Origin of the sequence: Salmonella sp. 32100201201700099SM (assembly GCF_017572645.1) — a bacterium.
Taxonomy (GTDB): domain Bacteria; phylum Pseudomonadota; class Gammaproteobacteria; order Enterobacterales; family Enterobacteriaceae; genus Salmonella; species Salmonella enterica.
Genome location: NZ_JAGERQ010000011.1, coordinates 143,349 through 161,716 on the forward strand (window position 1 = coordinate 143,349; position 18,368 = coordinate 161,716).

Here is an 18,368-nt window from a genome sequence, read left to right on the forward strand (position 1 = left end):
AATTGAATGAACAACTACACCATCAAAGACATTACGCGAGCGTCCGGCGGGTTTGCCATGCTGGCTGTCGATCAGCGCGAGGCGATGCGTTTAATGTTTGCTGCTGCTGGTGCGAAAACACCCGTTGCCGATAGCGTGCTGACGGATTTCAAAGTGAATGCGGCGAAAATTCTTTCCCCGTATGCCTCTGCCGTTCTGCTGGATCAGCAGTTCTGTTATCGCCAGGCCGTAGAACAAAACGCGGTCGCTAAAAGCTGCGCCATGATCGTCGCGGCGGATGATTTCATCCCGGGCAACGGTATTCCCGTTGATAACGTGGTCATTGATAAAAAAATTAATGCGCAGGCGGTAAAACGGGATGGCGCGAAAGCCTTAAAACTGTTGGTGCTGTGGCGCAGCGATGAAGACGCGCAGCAGCGTCTGGATATGGTCAAAGAATTCAATGAATTATGCCACTCCAATGGTTTGCTGAGCATTATCGAACCGGTTGTACGTCCGCCGCGCTGCGGCGACAAGTTCGATCGCGAGCAGGCGATTATCGATGCGGCCAAAGAGCTGGGCGACAGCGGCGCCGATCTTTACAAAGTTGAAATGCCGCTCTACGGCAAAGGCGCGCGTTCCGATCTTCTTACCGCCTCACAACGCCTGAATGGGCATATCAATATGCCGTGGGTCATCCTCTCTTCCGGTGTGGACGAAAAACTGTTCCCTCGCGCGGTCAGGGTCGCCATGGAAGCTGGCGCATCCGGGTTCCTGGCGGGACGCGCGGTCTGGTCATCAGTGATTGGTCTACCGGATACCGAGCTGATGCTACGTGATGTTTCCGCGCCTAAATTGCAACGTCTGGGCGAGATCGTCGATGAAATGATGGTGAAACGTCGTTAATACGAGGATGAAAGAATGAAATGGTTTAACACGTTGAGCCACAACCGCTGGCTGGAGCAGGAAACCGACCGCATCTTTAATTTCGGTAAAAACGCCGTGGTGCCGACAGGCTTCGGCTGGCTGGGAAATAAAGGGCAAATTAAAGAAGAGATGGGCACCCATCTTTGGATCACGGCGCGTATGTTGCACGTTTATTCCGTGGCGGCGTCGATGGGCCGACCGGGCGCTTATGATCTGGTCGATCATGGCATCAAAGCCATGAACGGCGCGCTGCGCGATAAAAAATACGGCGGCTGGTATGCCTGCGTTAACGATCAGGGCGTGGTAGATGCCTCTAAACAGGGTTATCAACACTTCTTCGCCTTGCTGGGCGCGGCCAGCGCCGTCACGACCGGGCATCCTGAAGCCAGAAAATTGCTGGATTACACCATAGAAGTGATTGAGAAATACTTCTGGAGTGAAGAAGAGCAGATGTGCCTTGAGTCCTGGGACGAAGCCTTTAGCCAGACGGAAGATTACCGTGGCGGTAACGCCAATATGCACGCCGTCGAAGCGTTCCTGATTGTTTATGACGTTACCCATGACAAAAAATGGCTGGATCGCGCGCTGCGTATCGCGTCGGTAATTATTCATGATGTGGCGCGCAACGGTGATTACCGCGTCAATGAACACTTCGATTCACAGTGGAACCCTATCCGCGACTACAACAAAGATAATCCTGCCCACCGTTTTCGCGCCTACGGCGGTACGCCAGGTCACTGGATTGAGTGGGGCCGTCTGATGCTCCATCTCCATGCTGCGCTGGAGGCCCGCTTCGAAACGCCGCCCGCCTGGCTGCTGGAAGACGCGAAAGGTCTGTTCCATGCCACTATCCGCGACGCTTGGGCGCCAGATGGCGCAGACGGTTTTGTCTACTCAGTCGACTGGGACGGTAAACCTATCGTACGTGAACGCGTGCGCTGGCCGATTGTGGAAGCGATGGGTACGGCCTACGCCCTCTACACCCTGACGGGCGATAGCCAGTATGAAGAGTGGTATCAGAAATGGTGGGACTACTGCATTAAGTACCTGATGGACTATGAAAATGGTTCCTGGTGGCAAGAGCTGGACGCCGATAACAAAGTCACCACCAAAGTGTGGGACGGCAAGCAAGATATTTACCATCTGCTGCACTGTCTGGTCATTCCTCGTCTGCCACTGGCGCCGGGCCTGGCTCCAGCGGTCGCGGCGGGTCTTCTGGATATCAACGCGAAATAGGTCATGAGGATGGCAGCCATGCACAGCGGTGGAAAAACTATTCAGCTTAATGCGGGCCATTACCAGGCGAAAATCGTCACGGTTGGCGCAGGTCTGGCGGAACTGATCCATCATGGACGCCATGTGGTCATCCCGCATAAACCGGAAGAAATACCCATGGCGCATCTGGGGAAAGTATTGATTCCCTGGCCCAATCGCGTGACAAATGGCTGCTACTCCTATAACGGCAAGGTTTTCCAGCTTGCCGTTAACGACCCGGTTTCGCAGACCGCCATTCACGGTCTGTTAGCCTGGCGAGACTGGCAGATTAATTATCAGTCGGCGGCGGAAGCGTCGCTAACGATTTTTCTGCCGCCCTCTTACGGCTATCCCTTTGCGTTGATATCGGAAGTGATTTATCGGTTAGATGCCGCCAATGGGCTGCACGTATCAATTCGTACGCAAAACATTGGCGATGAATCAGCCCCTTATGGCGCGGGCGCACATCCTTATTTGACTTGTAATCTGCAAAGCATCGATAGCTGTGTATTAACACTGCCTGCAAGCGAAGAGTTGCCCGCAGACAGAGATTTTTCCGCATCATGCCTGCTCGGCGAAACGCGCCTTGATCATGCGGTTAAGACCGCGACTACCCCGGCTGAGTGGGAGGTCAGACTTACCAGCCCAACGCAGAACATGTCTACATTTTTACGCAGCAACCAACCCTGGCTACAGATCTATACCGGCGAAAAACTCAGCCGAAAAGGTCTCGCGGTAGAGCCTATGAGCTGCCCGCCCGATGCATTTAATTCCGGGATCGCGCTGATTCATCTTGCCCCAAAAGCGATCCATCAACTGCATTTTTCCATCGGCTGTGACTAGCCCAAATGGATTACCGAATTACCCTACATTCACGGAGATTACAATGAATTCTCTACCACAACGGTCAACCGATTTTGAACTGACAACATCACAGGATGGTTTTGCGCTTAGCTGGCAACAGCGCCTGATTTTACGCCACAGCGCCGAAAACCCCTGTCTGTGGATTGGTGCGGGCGTTGCCGACATTGATATGTTCCGCGGCAACTTCAGCATCAAAGACAAACTCAATGAGAAGATTGCATTAACAGAGGCCACGGTCAGCGAGCTACCCGACGGCTGGCTGGTACAATTCAGCCGTGGCGCAACAATTAGCGCCACCCTTCGCATCTCCGCCGATGAGGCGGGACGCCTGAAGCTGGATCTGCAAAACGACGGCCTGCACCATAACCGTATCTGGTTACGCCTCGCGGCTAATCCAGACGACCATATCTACGGCTGCGGCGAACAGTTCTCTTATTTCGATTTGCGCGGCAAGCCGTTCCCGCTGTGGACCAGCGAACAGGGCGTTGGCCGTAATAAAACCAGCTATGTCACCTGGCAGGCAGACTGTAAAGAAAACGCCGGCGGCGACTATTACTGGACCTTCTTCCCCCAGCCAACCTTTGTCAGCACGCAGAAGTATTACTGCCACATCGATAATAGCTGCTATATGAATTTCGACTTCAGCGCGCCGGAGTATCACGAACTGGCGCTGTGGGAAGATAAAACTACGCTGCGTTTTGAGTGTGCCGACACCTACATCGCCCTGCTGGAAAAACTGACTGCGCTGTTAGGTCGCCAGCCGGAGCTGCCGGACTGGGTTTATGACGGCGTCACGCTAGGCATTCAGGGCGGTACGGAAGTTTGTCAGCAAAAACTGGATACCATGCGTAACGCAGGCGTAAAAGTGAACGGTATTTGGGCGCAGGACTGGTCCGGTATCCGCATGACCTCCTTTGGCAAGCGCGTGATGTGGAACTGGAAGTGGAATAGCGACAACTATCCACAGCTGGATAGCCGTATCAAACAGTGGAAAGAAGAAGGCGTACAGTTCCTCTCTTATATCAACCCATATGTCGCCAGTGATAAAGACCTCTGCGCTGAGGCGGCGAAACACGGCTATCTGGCGAAAGACGCCACGGGCGGCGACTATCTGGTCGAGTTTGGCGAATTCTATGGCGGCGTGGTCGATCTGACCAATCCTGAAGCTTACGACTGGTTCAAAGACGTCATCAAAAAGAACATGATCGCGCTCGGCTGCAGCGGCTGGATGGCGGATTTCGGCGAATATCTGCCGACCGACACGTATCTGCACAACGGCGTCAGCGCCGAGATCATGCATAACGCCTGGCCTGCGCTCTGGGCGAAATGTAACTACGAAGCGCTACAGGAGACCGGCAAGCTCGGCGAGATCCTGTTCTTTATGCGTGCGGGTTACACCGGCAGTCAGAAATATTCCACCATGATGTGGGCAGGTGACCAGAACGTTGACTGGAGCCTTGATGATGGTCTGGCCTCTGTCGTGCCTGCGGCATTGTCGCTGGCAATGACCGGCCATGGTCTGCATCACAGCGATATCGGCGGCTACACCACCCTGTTTGACATGAAACGCAGCAAAGAGTTGCTGCTGCGCTGGTGCGATTTCAGCGCCTTTACGCCGATGATGCGCACCCATGAAGGCAACCGCCCCGGCGATAACTGGCAGTTCGACGGCGACGCGGAAACTATTGCCCACTTTGCCCGCATGACCACCGTCTTTACCACGCTGAAACCGTATCTCAAGCAGGCGGTGGCGCAAAACGCGGCTACCGGTCTGCCGGTCATGCGTCCGCTATTCCTGCATTACGAGAACGATGCCGCAACCTACACCCTGAAATATCAATATCTGCTCGGTCAGGATCTGCTGGTCGCGCCGGTTCACGAGCAGGGGCGTTGCGACTGGACGCTGTACCTGCCGGAAGATCACTGGGTGAATATCTGGACCGGCGAAGTTCACCACGGCGGTGACATTACCGTGGATGCGCCCATTGGCAAACCGCCGGTCTTCTATCGCGCGAAGAGCGAGTGGGCTTCACTTTTTGCTTCTTTACGGAATATCTAATACGGCTCGCCCGCAGGGAAACCTGCGGGCAGATGGAGAAGAATAATGAGTCAAACATCATCGAATCCGGCAACCCTACGCTTGCCGTTTAAAGAAAAACTTGCCTATGGACTGGGGGATTTAGGTTCCAATATCCTGTTAGATATCGGGACCCTCTATTTACTCAAATTTTATACCGATGTGCTGGGTTTACCAGGGACTTACGGCGGGATCATTTTCCTGATCGCCAAATTTTTTACTGCATTTACCGATATGGGTACCGGCATTATGCTCGACTCGCGGCGTAAAATTGGTCCGAAGGGCAAATTCCGCCCGTTCGTGCTTTACGCGGCATTTCCGGTAACGCTACTGGCGATTGCTAACTTTGTCGGCACACCGTTTGAGGTGACGGGAAAAACCGTCGTCGCAACGATGCTGTTTATGCTGTACGGGCTGGTTTTCAGCATGATGAACTGCTCGTATGGCGCGATGGTGCCGGCGATTACCAAGAACCCGGATGAACGCGCCTCGCTTGCCGCCTGGCGCCAGGGCGGTGCCACTCTCGGCCTACTGCTGTGTACCGTTGGCTTTGTGCCGGTCATGAACCTGATCGAAGGCAATGCCCAACTCAGCTATATTTTCGCCGCCACGCTATTTTCATTGTTTGGCCTGCTATTTATGTGGCTGTGCTACGCCGGCGTTAAAGAGCGCTACGTCGAAGTGAAACCTGTCGATAACGCGCAAAAGCCCGGATTATTGCAGTCGTTCCGCGCCATCGCCGGTAACCGTCCGCTGTTTATTTTGTGTATCGCCAACCTTTGTACGCTCGGCGCCTTCAACGTCAAACTGGCGATTCAGGTTTATTACACCCAGTACGTTCTTAACGACCCGATCCTCCTCTCCTGGATGGGCTTCTTTAGCATGGGCTGTATTTTTATCGGCGTCTTTTTGATGCCCGGCGCAGTAAGGCGTTTTGGCAAGAAGAAAGTCTATATCGGCGGGCTGTTAATATGGGTGGCGGGCGATCTGCTCAACTACTTCTTTGGCGGCGGCTCGGTCAGTTTTGTCGCCTTCTCCTGCCTGGCGTTCTTCGGTTCCGCCTTCGTCAACAGCCTGAACTGGGCGCTGGTTTCCGACACGGTGGAGTACGGTGAATGGCGCACCGGCGTCCGCTCGGAAGGGACGGTTTACACCGGCTTCACGTTCTTCCGTAAGGTCTCCCAGGCGCTGGCAGGGTTCTTCCCCGGCTGGATGCTGACGCAAATCGGTTATATCCCGAATGTGGTGCAATCGGCAGGCACCGTCGAAGGCCTACGCCAGTTGATCTTTATTTATCCTTGCGTGCTGGCGGTCATCACCATTATTGCGATGGGCTGTTTCTACAACCTCAACGAGAAGATGTACGTACGAATTGTGGAAGAGATTGAGGCCCGGAAACATACGGTTTAACAACAATAAAATATAACGCCCTGCGGGGCGTTTTGAGAGGCGATTATGTCTAATCATGATCCGCTAACGCTAAAGTTGAGCCTGCGGGAAAAATGCGCCTATGGCGTGGGCGATTTCGGCTCAAATCTGATGCTGTGTATCGGTACGCTGTATCTACTGAAGTTTTATACCGATGAACTCGGGATGCCTGCATATTACGGTGGAATTATCTTTCTGGTGGCGAAATTCTTCACCGCTTTTACCGATATGCTCACCGGCGTATTGCTGGACTCACGCCGTAATATTGGCGCAAAAGGAAAGTTTCGGCCTTTTATTCTGTATGCGTCATTTCCGGTGGCTCTGGTTGCTACTGCGCAATTCTTTGCCACTCACTTTACTTTACCCGTTAAAACAGCCTTCGCGACGGTGCTGTTTATGTTGTTCGGTCTGTTCTACAGCCTGATGAACTGCTCATACGGCGCGATGGTACCCGCTATTACCAAAAATCCGCATGAGCGCGCCCAGCTCGCCGCATGGCGACAAGGCGGCGCTACCATTGGCCTTCTTCTTTGTACCGTAGGTTTTATGCCCATTCAGGCGCTGTTTACCCGTTCCCCTTCGCTGGGTTATCTGATTGCAGCAGTCATCTTTTCGGTCTGCGGGCTGTTCAGCATGTGGTGGTGCTTTAGCGGGGTGAAAGAACGGTATATCGAAACCGTACCTGACACGCATAAACCCAGCATATTGAAGTCCTTCTGCGCGATTTTTCGTAATCCGCCGCTGCTGGTGCTCTGCGTTGCCAATTTGTGCACGCTGGCCGCCTTTAATATCAAGCTGGCCATTCAGGTTTATTACACTCAGTACGTGCTGAACGATATTCATTTGTTGTCATGGATGGGTTTTTTCAGCATGGGCTGTATCCTGATTGGTGTTTTATTAGTACCTGCTGCGGTAAAACGCTTCGGGAAAAAACAGGTTTATCTTGGTGGTCTGATATTGTGGGCCGTTGGCGATATCCTGAATTTTATCTGGGGTGGAACGTCATTCCTGTTTGTTATTTTCTCTTGTATCGCCTTCTTCGGTACCGCTTTCGTCAACAGCCTGAACTGGGCGCTGGTTCCGGATACGGTTGACTATGGTGAATGGAAAACGGGTATTCGCGCTGAAGGCTCGGTGTATACGGGTTATACCTTTTCCCGAAAAATTTCCGCTGCGCTTGCTGGCTTTTTGCCAGGTATTATGCTGACGCAAATCGGTTATATCCCCAACATAGCTCAAAGTGACACCACGTTGCTTGGTTTGCGTCAGCTCATTTTTTTATGGCCTTGCGGTCTTGCCATTATCGCAGCACTAACGATGGGCTTTTTTTATAAGCTCAATGAACAACGTTTCGCTTTTATTATCGAGGAAATTGCCCAACGAAAGAAAACAGGTAATCAAATTGTCGCGACTAATAATAAACAAAGTATTTCTACTGTAAATAATTAAACGACGCTTGCCGCTTTATCCATCCCGATGGATGGCGGCTTCCCTATATTTGAAAAATGGATTTATTATGAAATCTCTGAATACTCTAGTGATATTAACTTCAGTAATATCCACCTCTGTTTTTGCTGGCGCTTATGTAGAAAACCGTGAGGCCTATAACCTGGCGTCTGACCAAATGGAGTTTATGCTGCGCGTCGGCTATAACTCCGATATGGGGGCCGGAATTATGTTGACCAATACCTATACGCTACAGCGTGATGATGAATTAAAGCATGGTTATAATGAGATTGAGGGCTGGTATCCGTTATTTAAACCTACAGATAAATTAACCATCCAGCCTGGCGGGTTAATAAACGACAAAAGCATTGGTTCCGGCGGCGCCGTCTATCTGGATGTTAACTATAAATTTACCCCGTGGTTTAATCTTACGGTACGTAACCGATATAATCACAATAATTATAGTTCAACCGATTTGAATGGCGAACTGGATAATAATGACAGCTATGAAATCGGTAACTATTGGAATTTCATCATTACCGATAAATTTTCTTATACCTTTGAACCACACTATTTTTATAATATTAATGATTTTAATAGTAGTAATGGTACGAAGCATCATTGGGAAATCACCAATACCTTCCGTTATCGTATCAATGAACACTGGTTGCCCTATTTTGAATTACGCTGGTTAGATCGTAACGTGGGCCCCTACCATAGAGAGCAAAACCAGATTCGTATCGGTGCGAAGTATTTCTTCTGATATTATCGCCTCTATTTTCCGAATCTGCATCACAGCGGGTAGTTGTTCTGCCCGCTCATTCATCCTGAATCAGACTCCCGATATCCCGCCTCTAAGCGCCATGATAATATTCGCAAAGCGTTTTACCATATTCATGCTTATAGAGAAGGGAAACAAATGAATAAGCGATTTAATATTGATTGGGACAATGAATTAACCCAGGAACAGCTCATTAATTTAATTTTAACCGATGAAGATCTGCCAAAGCTTCGCTCACTGACCATTGGTAACTGGGGTGATTGTTGGGAAGACGAAACCTGCCAGCCTATTATTGATATGATTGTGGAGAACGCCCCCCGCTTTACTCACCTGGAATCACTGTTTATCGGTGATATGGAGAGCGAAGACTGCGAGATCTCCTGGATTAAACAAGGTGACTATTCCAGGCTCTATGCGGCGTTACCCAATCTGAAAGAACTGATTATTAAAGGCGCGTCGGATCTGCGACTGGGCGCTATACATCATGAGAAACTGGAGCACCTGGAAATCATTTCCGGCGGCATCCCTTCTAACGTACTTGCCGAACTACAAAATGCGCAGCTCCCTGCATTAAAAACGCTGAAGCTCTTCCTGGGCGTAGAGGGATACGGTTTTGACGGTTCGCTGGATGACGTGATGGCGCTGGCATCGAAAGATCTTTTCCCTCAGCTCACCCATCTGGGGTTGATGAACAGCGAAGAGCAGGATGATATCGCCCGCCGGGTGCTGGAAAGTAATATCCTGCCGCAGCTTAACGTGCTGGAACTCTCATGCGGTACCTTAACGGACAACGGCGCAGAGGCGCTGCTGGAGCATAAAGACCGAATTGCGCATCTGGAAACACTCGATCTCCACCACCACTATTTGACGCCGGAGATGCAGGAAAAGCTAAAAGCCGCACTGCCGATAAACCTGAATCTTTCAGAAGCTCTGGAGCCTGATGATTACGATGGCGATATTTATATGAATGCGATGTACACCGAGTGATTGAGTAGGGGAATGTGCACATTCCCCTACTCAACGATAAAGGGATTTATTGTGATTACGCTCATTGGCCCCCATCAGAGCAAGCGCACGCATTATTTTATGCAGGCTGCCGCCGTACTTGGGGAACCCGTCACGGCGCTGACTCATCCGCAAGCGCTGGACGCTTCGCTGACCTCTGGCATCGTTAAAATCGACCCGCCAGTACACAGTGAAACAGACATCCGCAAAATAAACGCGATCGGTCTGGACTATATCCATTTTTTGCAGAACATGGCGGCGCGTCCTGGCGTCACCTGGCTTAACCATCCGGCGGGCCTCATTCACCTGTTGGATAAAAAACGCTGCAAGCGGCGCTTACTGGAACACGGCATCCCCACGCCGCCGTTGGTAGCGGAAGACGTAAAAAGTTTTGCACAGCTCACCGCCATCATGGAGGAAAAAAGGGTCGCCAGCGTGTTCATTAAGCCCTCGCTGGGTTCTGGCGCGGCGGGCGTTATCGCTTTGCGCCGCCAGCCTGATGGCATAAAGCAGGTGCTTTACAGCGCGATTGCCATATCAGGACAACAGCTATTTAACAGCAAAAAAATCCAACAGTATCGTCAGAAAGAAGATATCCAGCTCATTATTGATGGCGTTCTTCAGCAGGAAAACCTCGTCGAACAGTGGCTGCCCAAAGCCAGCGTAAAGCATAAAACCTATGATTTACGTATCGTCTGCCTGGATGGCGAAATTATCTGGCGAGTGGTCAGAACCTCCTCGCAGCCCATTACTAACTTACATCTGCAAAACCAGGCTTACTGCTTCGAAAGTCTGGAGTTATCTGCCGCAAAAGTGACTGAGATCGATACGCTCTGTCAAAATGCCATGCGACTTTTCCCTGGCATTCGCTTAGCGGGTATTGATGTTTTACTTACCACCAGCCTGACGCCGTATATTATTGAAATTAATGGCCAGGGTGATTTGATTTATCAGGATGCGCAGCAGAATAATCTAATTTATCAGGCGCAAATCCGGGCCATGAGGAAGCAAAATGTATAATTCAATGGATGAAGTCCCCGTCTCGCTGCACGCGTCGATTGACACAGGCGATGGCGAATTCGATATGAATGCGCTAATTAGTAATAACGCTCATATTCTTTTTATTGTGCTGGACTCGTTACGCTACGACATTGCGCTTCAGGAACAAACCGCCGGAAATACGCCCAACCTTAATCATTATGGACAATGGACGAAATGCGAAGCGGCTGGTAATTTTACCTGGCCTTCGCATCACGCCATGTTTTCAGGTTTTATGCCAAAACCTATTGATGATACCGTTAATCAGACCATGCTGTTTTTCCCAAAAGATATCGGACTTGGTCGTAAAGGGCCGAAAAATGCATTTGCCTTTGATGACGCAACATGGATAAAAAGTCTGGAAAATAAAGGCTACCAGACCATCTGTATTGGCGGCGTCTCTTTCTTTAATAACCGCTCCGGCATGGGAAAAGTGTTCCCGTCGATGTTTAAAGAGAGTTACTGGCATCCACGCTTTGCCTGTACGGTTAAAGAAAGTATGGATAACCAGATCCATTATATCCAGAAAATCATGGCCGAGCGTGCTGGCAGCCAACCGGTCATGATGTATATCAATATCGACACGATTCATTACCCTAACCATTTTTACGTTGAGGGCGCGGCCCCTGGCGATACCGTTGAGACCCATGCCGCCGCGCTACGCTATATCGACGCCCGCATCGACGGATTACTGAACATTTTCCGCCAAACCGGCGGCGCAACGTTCGTTATTGTCTGTTCCGATCACGGTACCTGCTATGGCGAAGACGGGAAATATTTCCATAGTTTTAATCATCCGATCGTTAATACCGTTCCTTATATGCATTTCTTATTGAGCGGTAATCATTAATATGAATAACAATGATATTTATCGTCAGTATATGTACAGTTATCCGCATAAGACGGCTTATCGGGAGCTGGAGAACGTCAGCTTTAGCAAAGTAAAACCGCGCATTTACGAGCACGACACACATCTGTATGTTCATATGCCGTTTTGTCAAAGTCGCTGCGGGTTCTGTAATTTATTTACCTGCACTGGCGCAGATAATACGTTCATTGATAGCTATATCGACGCGATTATTACCCAGGGCCGACAAATGGCGCTGGCGCCCGTCCACTGGGCAAGCTTCACCGTAGGCGGCGGCACACCTCTGCTATTAAACATTGCGCAATTAGAAAAGTTATTTTTTTCCGTCTTTGATGTGCTCAATGTTGACTGGAATATTTATAAAACAATTGAAACTTCCCCTACGGATACCACGGCAGAAAAAGTAGCGCTATTAAACGCCTTTTCCGTTAATCGCGCCAGTATTGGCGTACAAAGTTTTCATGATAGCGAGTTACATACGCTGCATCGCCGCCACAATACCGCCAGCGCGCACCAGGCGTTGGAATGGCTAAAGGCAGGTCATTTTCCATCACTCAATATTGATATTATTTACGGCATTCCCGGCCAGACTCACGCAAGCCTGACGGAATCGTTACATCAGGCGCTCGTTTATCAACCGGAAGAGCTGTTTCTTTATCCGCTTTATAATATGCCTCGCCAGGAAAATATGCATAGCTACTACGTTTTAGCCCGCGATCTTTTACGCAACGCGGGCTACACCCAAACGTCCATGCGCCGTTTCGTCCTTAATCCAGCGCCATCCGCCGCGGCGGAAAGCTGCGGATTTGAAAACTCACTGGCGCTCGGCGCGGGCGGCAGAAGTTATCTTGGCAATCTGCATTACTGTTCACCGTGGTCGTCGAACCTGCAAACATCACGAAAAATCATTCAGGCGTTTATCGACAGCCCGGACAAAACCGTCATTAATCACGGTTATCTGCTCCCCCCTGATGAAATGAAACGCCGCTTTATCATTAAAAATCTATTTTTCTGGCAAGGACTTTCTCTTAGCGATTATCAGCAATATTTTACCAGCGATGCGCTAAGGGATTTCCCCGACCTGGAACGCTTTATACGGCAGGGCTACTGTTATCAGAATGGCAGTCGCCTCCGGCTAACGGAGACCGGTATGGCATTATCCGATTGCCTTGCTCCTGTGTTCGTTTCGCCTGAGGTGATGCTACGGGAGAATCGGCAGAGATGAGCATCCCCGCCCTGCGCGATATTCATACGCTGTTTTATCGCGGCTATCTTAAGTCGTGTAATTATCATTGCGGCTATTGCCCGTTCCATAAACACGCCCGCAACGATAAAAAACGCGACGAAGCCGCGCTATGGCGCATGGTTGACCATTTGCCTCTTTTAGGTACGCCGTTGAATGTGATGATTACGCCTTATGGCGAGGCGCTACGCTTGCGTTATTACATGGCGGCGCTGGCAGACATTAGCCGCTATCCTCATGTTCAGGCGGTCGGCATACAAACTAACGCCTCTTTTTCGTTAATGTCATTGCTGGAGTCATTTCGTGCTGGCGGCGGAGATATCTCAAAGCTTCGGTTATGGTGTTCTTTTCATCCCTCACAAATTACCGCTGAACGCTTTCTCCAGCAGTGTTTAGCGCTCTCTGCCGCCGGAATAACCTGGTGCGCGGGGGCTGTCGCCAGTATGAAAGATATCGACCAGTTTCGTTGGCTACGCCAGCGGTTGCCTGACCAGAATTATTTTTGGTTTAACGCCAACGAGTGTGCCAATACCCGGCATACCGTTGAGGAAACCATCGCCTTCAGCGAACTCGATCCGCTGTATGTGGTTGAAACGCAGCAGTGGCCAGCGCAGCTGGATATCTGTACCGCAGGAAGAAAAAGTATTTTTATGAACGCAGAAGGCGATCTTTTTGCTTGTCATATCAGCAAAATTAAAATGGGTAATTTATATCAGCAACGGCTCAATTCTCCTGCCTGCCAGGCAAAACAATGCCACTGTTTTCTCGCTTATCAGCACCGTCTCGATATTCCATTGCTGAATCACCTGGATGCCTCACGCTGTTTTAGGATCGGGCGCTCATGCGATATCGTTTAATCGCTTTTGATCTTGATGGAACGCTGCTAAACCGTAATAAACAAATTCTGCCAGAGTCGCTAACCGCTATCCGTCAGATGCAGGACATGGGCTGCCGAATAATGCTTGTCACCGGTCGCTCTCATCGTGAAGCCTATGCGTATTATCAAACGCTGGCGCTCACCGAACCGATGATCTGTTGTAACTGAAGTTATATTTATCAACCGGCTCAACAGCAGATCCTTGATCCGCTGCCGCTGACGCACTTACAAACGGAAAAAATACTGGCGCGGGTATATCCGCTTAAACCGACAATTCGTGCTGATGATAAAATAATCTTTCAGGCTGATGAGCTAAGCAGTAGGGAGAATATTTGGCAAATCAGCGTCGTTCATCGGCACATAAAACAACTACAACATATTGCTGAGTTTATACAGCATGAATTACAGCTAAGCTGTACCTGGTCCTGGCATCATCAACTGGATATTCTCCAGAAGGGGTGTAGCAAAGGACAAAGTCTCGCCAGATATGCACAGCAACAGCATATCGCAATGCGCGAAGTGATGGCGTTTGGCGATAATGATAACGATGCGGAAATGCTACGTTTAGCCGGATTGGGTGTCGCGATGGGGAATGCCAGCGCTCGGGCAAAGGTGTATGCGGATAGCGTCATTGGTCGGCATAATACGCCAACGATTGCTGATTTTTTGACAACTTTATCCCTTTCTCAACGTGAATAAAAAAACCCCGCCGAGTTTTCATTTCGGCAGGGTTTTTATCCGTAAGAACGTTAATTACTCTTCTTTCTGACCACGGTTCGCACGGCGGCGATCGTTTTCCGTCAGGTGACGTTTACGGATACGGATAGAGGTTGGAGTGACTTCTACCAGTTCGTCGTCATCAATGAACTCCAGCGCTTGCTCAAGACTCATTTTAATTGGCGGAACCAGAATCACCGCTTCATCCGTACCGGACGCACGCATGTTGGTCAGTTTCTTACCGGTCAGGCAGTTTACCGTCAGGTCGTTGGAGCGACTGTGAATACCAATAATCTGGCCTTCGTAAACTTCCGCGCCGTGACCCAGGAACAGCTTACCGCGATCCTGCAAACCGAACAGCGCAAACGCCACCGCTTTACCCTGACCGTTGGAGATCAGTACGCCGTTCTGACGCTGGCCCACTTCACCCGGACGAATATCGTCGTAATGGCTGAAGGTGGAGTACAGCAGACCCGTACCGGAAGTCATGGTCATGAATTCTGAACGGAAACCAATCAGCCCGCGGCTTGGGATCACGTAGTCGAGACGTACGCGGCCTTTACCGTCCGGATTCATGTTTTTCAGATCGCCTTTACGCTCGCCCAGCGCCTGCATGACAGACCCCTGGTGCTGCTCTTCGACGTCCAGCGTCACGTTTTCGTACGGCTCTTGTTTACGACCGTCGATTTCACGGAAGATAACTTTCGGACGGGAAACCGCCAGTTCGAAACCTTCACGACGCATGTTTTCAATCAGCACGGACAGGTGCAGTTCGCCACGACCGGATACACGGAACGCATCCGCATCTTCGGTTTCTTCAACGCGCAGCGCCACGTTATGCACCAGCTCTTTGTTCAGACGGTCAAGAATCTGACGAGAAGTCACAAACTTACCTTCTTTACCGCAGAACGGCGAGGTGTTAACGCAGAAGAACATAGACACGGTCGGCTCATCAACGGACAGCGCCGGCAGCGCTTCAACGTTCTGCGGGTCGCAGATGGTGTCGGAAATGTTCAGCTCGCCCAGACCGGTGATCGCAATGATATCGCCCGCTTCGGCGATATCGCTGTCGATACGCTCCAGACCCAGATGCGTCAGCACCTTACCTACTTTCGCGTTACGGGTTTTCCCTTCACTATCGATGATAGTGACCTGCTGGTTCGGCTTCACTTTGCCGCGTTTGATACGGCCAATGCCGATAACGCCAACGTAGTTGTTGTAGTCCAGCTGGGAGATCTGCATCTGCAACGGACCATCGAGGTCAACGTCCGGCGCCGGAACATGATCAACGATCGCCTGATACAGCGGGGTCATGTCTTCCGCCATATCTTCGTGGTCCAGACCCGCGATACCGTTCAGCGCCGAAGCGTAGATGATCGGGAAGTCCAGCTGTTCGTCGGTCGCGTCGAGGTTAACAAACAGGTCGAATACCTGGTCGACAACCCAGTCAGGGCGCGCGCCAGGACGGTCAACCTTGTTGATAACCACAATGGGTTTCAGGCCATGAGCAAAGGCTTTTTTGGTCACGAAGCGCGTTTGCGGCATCGGGCCGTCAAATGCGTCAACCACCAGCAGCACAGAGTCAACCATGGACATGACGCGCTCTACTTCACCACCGAAGTCAGCGTGCCCGGGAGTATCAACGATGTTGATACGATAATCATTCCATTTAATAGCGGTGTTTTTAGCGAGGATAGTAATACCACGCTCTTTCTCCAAATCGTTGGAGTCCATCACTCGCTCTTGAGTTTCGGCACGCGCGTCGAACGTACCGGATTGCTGGAGCAGCTTATCAACCAGGGTAGTTTTACCATGGTCAACGTGCGCGATGATGGCGATGTTACGCAAATTTTCGATCACAACTTTGCCTCAGGCATTAGAAATAGCGCGTTATTGTACACGGATTAATCGCACTACAAAACAGGATCACAAACATCCTCCGCAAACAAGTATTGCAGAGTCTCTTTGTGATCGCTTTCACGGAGCGTTAAAAGGGTGGCTTGCGTTCTATTGCACCAATGTGGTGCTTAATGTTCACATTGAAGCACTATTTTGGTGCAACATAGTCACCGTGGTGCAGCCCTTTTGCACGATGGTGCGCATGATAACGCCTTTTGGGGGCAATGTGAAAGTTGGCACAGATTTCGCTTTATATTTTTACGGCGACACGGCCAGCAGAATTGAAGATCTCGTTACCACGACGACCGACCATGACCAATCCGGGAGAGTACAAGTATGTCCGCTGAACACGTTTTGACGATGCTGAACGAGCACGAAGTGAAGTTTGTCGATCTGCGCTTCACCGATACCAAAGGCAAAGAACAGCACGTCACGATTCCTGCTCATCAGGTAAATGCCGAATTCTTTGAAGAAGGCAAAATGTTTGACGGCTCCTCTATCGGCGGCTGGAAAGGCATTAACGAATCCGACATGGTGCTGATGCCAGACGCATCCACTGCGGTTATCGACCCGTTCTTCGCGGACTCTACCCTGATTATCCGTTGCGACATCCTGGAGCCTGGCACTCTGCAAGGTTATGACCGTGACCCACGTTCCATCGCAAAACGTGCGGAAGACTACCTGCGCGCGACCGGTATCGCCGATACCGTCCTGTTTGGGCCGGAACCTGAATTCTTCCTGTTCGACGACATCCGCTTCGGCGCATCTATCTCCGGCTCACATGTGGCGATTGACGATATTGAAGGCGCCTGGAACTCCTCTACCAAGTACGAAGGCGGCAACAAAGGCCATCGTCCGGGCGTGAAAGGCGGTTATTTCCCGGTTCCGCCAGTCGACTCCGCGCAGGATATCCGTTCTGAAATGTGTCTGGTCATGGAGCAGATGGGCCTGGTCGTTGAAGCGCACCACCACGAAGTAGCGACCGCAGGTCAGAACGAAGTGGCGACCCGCTTTAATACCATGACCAAAAAAGCCGACGAAATTCAGATTTACAAATATGTCGTGCATAACGTGGCTCACCGCTTCGGTAAGACCGCGACCTTTATGCCAAAACCGATGTTCGGCGATAACGGTTCCGGTATGCACTGCCACATGTCGCTGGCGAAGAACGGCACCAACCTGTTCTCTGGCGACAAATATGCCGGTCTGTCTGAGCAGGCGCTGTACTACATCGGCGGCGTCATCAAACACGCCAAAGCCATCAACGCCCTGGCGAACCCGACCACCAACTCCTACAAGCGTCTGGTCCCGGGTTACGAAGCGCCGGTGATGCTGGCCTACTCCGCCCGTAACCGTTCCGCCTCCATCCGTATTCCGGTGGTGGCGTCTCCGAAAGCGCGCCGTATCGAAGTTCGCTTCCCGGACCCGGCGGCTAACCCGTATCTGTGCTTTGCCGCCCTGCTGATGGCCGGTCTGGACGGGATTAAGAATAAGATTCACCCGGGCGAAGCCATGGACAAAAACCTGTATGACCTGCCGCCGGAAGAAGCGAAAGAGATCCCACAGGTAGCGGGTTCTCTGGAAGAAGCGCTGAACGCGCTGGACCTGGATCGCGAGTTCCTGAAAGCAGGCGGCGTGTTCACGGATGAAGCGATCGATGCGTATATTGCGCTGCGTCGCGAAGAAGATGACCGCGTGCGTATGACTCCGCACCCGGTAGAGTTTGAGCTGTACTACAGCGTTTAATCGTATATTAAAAACCCGACGAATTTCGCGTTGCTGCAAGGCGGCAACTGAGCACATCCCCGGGAGCATAGATAGCGATGTGACCGGGGTAAGCGAAGGCAGCCAACGCAGCAGCAGCGTGAAAGGCGTCAGGAGTTTTTGAGTTGCCGTGGAAACTTTCAGCCCATCCCAGGATGGGCTTTTTTCTCCACCAACAATCTGATCTCACGCGCTTTTTAG

Annotated in this window: 14 protein-coding genes and 1 pseudogene; 14 read left to right on the forward strand and 1 reads right to left on the reverse strand. The window is 51.0% G+C overall.

What is annotated here, in order from left to right:
• Positions 1-6 precede the first annotated feature (6 nt).
• From yihT to J4685_RS17845, 13 genes and pseudogenes are all read left to right on the forward strand, one after another.
• Positions 7-885, forward strand: a complete 879-nt coding sequence (gene yihT / locus J4685_RS17785; RefSeq protein WP_001067414.1) for a sulfofructosephosphate aldolase — start codon at positions 7-9, stop codon at positions 883-885.
• Positions 886-900: 15 nt separating this feature from the next.
• A complete protein-coding gene (yihS, locus tag J4685_RS17790; RefSeq protein ID WP_000870947.1) occupies positions 901-2,142 on the forward strand; it encodes a sulfoquinovose isomerase in 1,242 nt (413 codons plus the stop codon).
• A gap of 3 nt (positions 2,143-2,145) precedes the next feature.
• A complete protein-coding gene (locus J4685_RS17795; RefSeq protein WP_011233222.1) occupies positions 2,146-3,003 on the forward strand; it encodes an aldose-1-epimerase in 858 nt (285 codons plus the stop codon).
• Positions 3,004-3,046: 43 nt separating this feature from the next.
• The gene (locus J4685_RS17800; RefSeq protein WP_001087022.1) at positions 3,047-5,083 is read left to right on the forward strand and encodes an alpha-glucosidase; all 2,037 of its coding nucleotides are present in this window, start codon (positions 3,047-3,049) and stop codon (positions 5,081-5,083) included.
• Between the two features lie 45 nt (positions 5,084-5,128).
• Positions 5,129-6,511 carry an MFS transporter gene (locus J4685_RS17805; protein ID WP_000084250.1) on the forward strand — a complete coding sequence of 461 codons (1,383 nt, stop codon included), beginning with the start codon at positions 5,129-5,131 and terminating at the stop codon, positions 6,509-6,511.
• 45 nt (positions 6,512-6,556) lie between these two features.
• On the forward strand, positions 6,557-7,978 hold the full coding sequence (locus tag J4685_RS17810; protein WP_000064888.1) for an MFS transporter: 1,422 nt from the start codon (positions 6,557-6,559) through the stop codon (positions 7,976-7,978).
• Between the two features lie 67 nt (positions 7,979-8,045).
• Positions 8,046-8,738 carry a porin OmpL gene (gene ompL, locus J4685_RS17815; RefSeq protein WP_000838827.1) on the forward strand — a complete coding sequence of 231 codons (693 nt, stop codon included), beginning with the start codon at positions 8,046-8,048 and terminating at the stop codon, positions 8,736-8,738.
• A 156-nt stretch (positions 8,739-8,894) separates the two neighbouring features.
• Positions 8,895-9,743, forward strand: coding sequence for an STM4015 family protein (locus tag J4685_RS17820; protein ID WP_001042085.1), 849 nt, complete (start codon positions 8,895-8,897; stop codon positions 9,741-9,743).
• Between the two features lie 12 nt (positions 9,744-9,755).
• Positions 9,756-10,781: an STM4014 family protein gene (locus tag J4685_RS17825; RefSeq protein WP_077905019.1), complete on the forward strand. Its 1,026-nt coding sequence runs from the start codon at positions 9,756-9,758 to the stop codon at positions 10,779-10,781.
• Positions 10,774-11,649, forward strand: a complete 876-nt coding sequence (locus J4685_RS17830) for an STM4013/SEN3800 family hydrolase (RefSeq protein WP_000282792.1) — start codon at positions 10,774-10,776, stop codon at positions 11,647-11,649. Before J4685_RS17825 ends, J4685_RS17830 begins: the two co-directional genes overlap by 8 nt.
• Position 11,650: 1 nt before the next feature.
• Complete coding sequence (locus J4685_RS17835; RefSeq protein WP_001062068.1) at positions 11,651-12,892, forward strand: STM4012 family radical SAM protein; 1,242 nt, start codon at positions 11,651-11,653, stop codon at positions 12,890-12,892.
• Positions 12,889-13,767 carry an STM4011 family radical SAM protein gene (locus J4685_RS17840; RefSeq protein WP_001681897.1) on the forward strand — a complete coding sequence of 293 codons (879 nt, stop codon included), beginning with the start codon at positions 12,889-12,891 and terminating at the stop codon, positions 13,765-13,767. Before J4685_RS17835 ends, J4685_RS17840 begins: the two co-directional genes overlap by 4 nt.
• Positions 13,752-14,486: pseudogene (locus J4685_RS17845) on the forward strand (Cof-type HAD-IIB family hydrolase). The gene J4685_RS17840 and the pseudogene J4685_RS17845 overlap by 16 nt, the downstream one beginning before the upstream one ends.
• 54 nt (positions 14,487-14,540) lie before the next feature.
• Here J4685_RS17845 and typA read toward each other — a convergent pair.
• Positions 14,541-16,364, reverse strand: coding sequence for a ribosome-dependent GTPase TypA (gene typA / locus J4685_RS17850; protein WP_000572064.1), 1,824 nt, complete (start codon positions 16,362-16,364; stop codon positions 14,541-14,543).
• A gap of 375 nt (positions 16,365-16,739) precedes the next feature.
• Here typA and glnA point away from each other — a divergent pair, with 375 nt between their 5' ends.
• A complete protein-coding gene (glnA, locus tag J4685_RS17855; protein WP_001271699.1) occupies positions 16,740-18,149 on the forward strand; it encodes a glutamate--ammonia ligase in 1,410 nt (469 codons plus the stop codon).
• The last annotated feature ends 219 nt before the right edge of the window (positions 18,150-18,368 follow it).

Excerpts from the sequence above, each read along its gene's own strand:
- yihT (WP_001067414.1), top strand. The coding sequence starts at position 7 with ATGAACAACTACACCATCAAAGACATTACGCGAGCGTCCGGCGGGTTT.
- yihS (WP_000870947.1), top strand. The coding sequence starts at position 901 with ATGAAATGGTTTAACACGTTGAGCCACAACCGCTGGCTGGAGCAGGAA.
- J4685_RS17795 (WP_011233222.1), top strand. The coding sequence starts at position 2,146 with ATGAGGATGGCAGCCATGCACAGCGGTGGAAAAACTATTCAGCTTAAT.
- J4685_RS17800 (WP_001087022.1), top strand. The coding sequence starts at position 3,047 with ATGAATTCTCTACCACAACGGTCAACCGATTTTGAACTGACAACATCA.
- J4685_RS17805 (WP_000084250.1), top strand. The coding sequence starts at position 5,129 with ATGAGTCAAACATCATCGAATCCGGCAACCCTACGCTTGCCGTTTAAA.
- J4685_RS17810 (WP_000064888.1), top strand. The coding sequence starts at position 6,557 with ATGTCTAATCATGATCCGCTAACGCTAAAGTTGAGCCTGCGGGAAAAA.
- ompL (WP_000838827.1), top strand. The coding sequence starts at position 8,046 with ATGAAATCTCTGAATACTCTAGTGATATTAACTTCAGTAATATCCACC.
- J4685_RS17820 (WP_001042085.1), top strand. The coding sequence starts at position 8,895 with ATGAATAAGCGATTTAATATTGATTGGGACAATGAATTAACCCAGGAA.
- J4685_RS17825 (WP_077905019.1), top strand. The coding sequence starts at position 9,756 with ATGTGCACATTCCCCTACTCAACGATAAAGGGATTTATTGTGATTACG.
- J4685_RS17830 (WP_000282792.1), top strand. The coding sequence starts at position 10,774 with ATGTATAATTCAATGGATGAAGTCCCCGTCTCGCTGCACGCGTCGATT.
- J4685_RS17835 (WP_001062068.1), top strand. The coding sequence starts at position 11,651 with ATGAATAACAATGATATTTATCGTCAGTATATGTACAGTTATCCGCAT.
- J4685_RS17840 (WP_001681897.1), top strand. The coding sequence starts at position 12,889 with ATGAGCATCCCCGCCCTGCGCGATATTCATACGCTGTTTTATCGCGGC.
- glnA (WP_001271699.1), top strand. The coding sequence starts at position 16,740 with ATGTCCGCTGAACACGTTTTGACGATGCTGAACGAGCACGAAGTGAAG.